Source organism: Nocardiopsis protaetiae (assembly GCF_045446735.1).
GTDB classification, from domain to species: Bacteria; Actinomycetota; Actinomycetes; order Streptosporangiales; family Streptosporangiaceae; genus Nocardiopsis; species Nocardiopsis protaetiae.
The window spans coordinates 1-2792 of sequence record NZ_JBJJBV010000466.1 but is presented as its reverse complement, the minus strand read 5'-3'; the positions used below and the strand labels follow the sequence as shown (position 1 = coordinate 2792).

Sequence of the window (2792 nt, the reverse complement as noted above, 5' to 3'; positions counted from 1 at the left end):
CGCATTTTTCCGAAGCCATTGAAAAAAGCCGTTCGCGACTCCTAGAATGCACGCTCAGGCCATCGGCCGCCGCCCCTCCCCGCCATCGGACGCCCCCGCCCCGCGCACGCACGCCGTTCGCGTGTCCCCGCCCCGTGCACGCACACCCCGTTCCCGAAGGGAGGGAAGCGGCCCCGGCCCCCGCGGGCACCGCGCACCCGATGACCACCCGATCCTCCGACGGTGCGCCCCCCTGCGGCCGCCCCGGCACCCTGCCCCGCCTCTACGGGCCCACCCCCGACACCGGTCGCGACTCCCTCTGGGACGAGCTGCGCGAACGCCACGGCCCGGTGGCCCCGGTGGAGCTCGAACCGGGCGTCCACGCCTGGCTGCTGCTCGGCTACCACGAGAACCTCACGGTCCTACAGAACCCGCACCTGTTCTCCCGCGACACCCGCAAGTGGAGCGCGGTCATCGCGGGCCGCATCGACCCGGACACGGCCCGGCCCGCCCTGTCCTGGCGGCCCAACGTCCTGTACGCCGACGGCGCCGAGCACACCCGGCTGCGCACCCCGATCGTGTCCGCCCTGTCCCGGGTGGACATGGCCGCCACCGCCCGCGACGTGCGCCGGATCGCCGACGGCCTCATCGACGCGTTCATCGCCGACGGCGAGGCCGACCTCATCGGCGACTTCGCCGACCCGCTCCCGGTCCTGGTCCTCAACCGGCTGTACGGGCTGCCCGACGGCTACGGGCACATGCTGGGCGACCTCACCGGGATCGTCTTCGGCGACGACGCCCGCCGGGCCGAGGAGGCGGTGGCCCGTATCCAGCAGTACTTCGCGGGGCTGGTCGCCCGCAAGCGCAGAACGCCCGGGCGCGACCTGGCGTCGTGGATGCTGGAACACGCCAACGGGCTGACCGACCACGAGGTGGCGCACCAGGCGGCGCTGATGAACAGCGCGGGGCACCAGCCCACCACCCACCTCATCGGCAACACCATGCACACCCTGCTCACCGACGAACGCATCCGCGCCGCGCACGCCGACGCCCGGCTCACCGTCCGGGAGCTGCTCGACCACGTCATGTGGACGGACACGCCGTTCCAGGTGCTGCCCGCCCGGTTCGCGCTCCAGGACGTGCGGCTCGCCAACGCCGAGGTGCGGACGGGGGACGCGCTGCTCATCGGGTTCGACCCGGCGCACCGCGACCCGGCGGTGCGGCGCGGCCGCGAGGAGACCGGGGCGGTGCGCGGGGCCCGGGCGCACCTGATGTTCGGCGCCGGCCCGCACGCCTGCCCGGCCGGCGAGCTGGCCCGGCTGATCGCCGCGACCGGGGTGAACGCCCTGCACGAACGCCTGGCGGGACTGCGCCCGGCCGTGGACCCGGTGCTGCTGCGCCGGGTGCCGTCACCGTTCGTGCGTGGGCTGGCCGCGCTGCCCGTGGAGTTCACCCCCGGCGAGCCGCTGCCGCGCCGGACGGCGGCACCGGAGCCCGACCCGGACCCGGTCACCGACGTGCCGGAGGCCGGGGCGGCACCGCACGACCGGCCGGACGACCTGCTCGGGAGGCTGTTCGGCTGGTGGCGCTCGCGGCGCCGCTGACACCGGGACCACCGCCCCTGGAACACCGCCCCGGGGCCGGTCGTGCCCGACGGCCCGCAACACCGTCGGTCACGACCGGTGATCCAACGGATGCGCGTTCACCGGATCGACACGATAGTGAAAAGCGGGAAGGCGCCCGGAAATGGCGGTGGAACACCCCCGGACCGGGACGCGATCCCCTTTCCCCGCGCGCCCTGGAAAGCGCGCTCCCCCCGATCCGCATTTCCGCATGCGGATTCCCGCAGAAAAGGTACGACGTGCACACGACGACCCCCCGCCCGGATACCGGGACCTCTCCCGGACCCGTCCCCCGATTCCGTTCCCGTCTCGCCCGTGTGGGCGCCGCCGTCCTGATGGCCGTCGGCCTCACGGTCGGCGCCGCCGCGCCCGCCCAGGCCGCCAACCCCTACGAGCGCGGCCCCGCCCCCACCGAGCAGAGCGTCACCGCCGTGCGCGGGCACTTCAGCACCGCCACCACCTCCGTCTCCTCCCTGGTGAGCGGGTTCGGCGGCGGCACCATCTACTACCCGACCGACCGCAGCCAGGGCACCTTCGGCGGCGTGGTCATCGCCCCCGGGTACACCGCCGACCAGTCCTCCATGTCCTGGTACGGGCACCGGATCGCGTCCCAGGGCTTCGTGGTGTTCACCATCGACACCCTCACCCGCTACGACCAGCCCGACAGCCGCGGCCGCCAGATCGACGCCGCGCTGAACTACCTGGTCGACCGCAGCTCCGTCGCCGACCGGGTGGACCGCACCCGGCTGGCCGTGATGGGTCACTCCATGGGCGGCGGGGGCACCCTCGCCGTCGCCCAGAGCCGGCCCGAGCTGAAGGCGGCGATCCCGCTCACCCCCTGGCACACCCAGAAGCGCTGGACGTCCCTGCGGGTGCCCACCCTGGTCATCGGGGCGCAGAACGACTCCGTCGCGTCGGTGCGCTCGCACGCCATCCCGTTCTACGAGAGCCTGCCGGCCTCGCTCGACACCGCCTACCTGGAGCTGCGCGGCGCGAGCCACTTCGCGCCCAACATCTCCAACACGGTGATCGCGCGCTACTCCATCGCCTGGCTCAAGCGGTTCGTCGACGACGACACCCGCTACGAGCAGTTCCTGTGCCCGCCGCCGCGGACCGGGATCGGCACCGACTTCTCCGACTACCGCGACTCCTGCCCGCACTAGCGCACCGGATCGCACACAAAGGGGGCGG

Annotated in this window: 2 protein-coding genes; both read left to right on the top strand. The window is 73.6% G+C overall.

The features are described 5' to 3' along the window. Positions 1–200 precede the first annotated feature (200 nt). On the top strand, positions 201–1583 hold the full coding sequence (locus ACJOT3_RS33910; RefSeq protein ID WP_406977219.1) for a cytochrome P450 family protein: 1383 nt from the start codon (positions 201–203) through the stop codon (positions 1581–1583). Between the two features lie 353 nt (positions 1584–1936). Beyond that, on the top strand, positions 1937–2764 hold the full coding sequence (locus ACJOT3_RS33905; protein ID WP_406977220.1) for an alpha/beta hydrolase family protein: 828 nt from the start codon (positions 1937–1939) through the stop codon (positions 2762–2764). Positions 2765–2792: the final 28 nt, after the last annotated feature.

What these genes read in the sequence shown, in the direction of transcription:
- ACJOT3_RS33905 (WP_406977220.1), top strand. Translation starts at nt 1,937, where the DNA reads ATGGCCGTCGGCCTCACGGTCGGCGCCGCCGCGCCCGCCCAGGCCGCC.
- ACJOT3_RS33910 (WP_406977219.1), top strand. Translation starts at nt 201, where the DNA reads ATGACCACCCGATCCTCCGACGGTGCGCCCCCCTGCGGCCGCCCCGGC.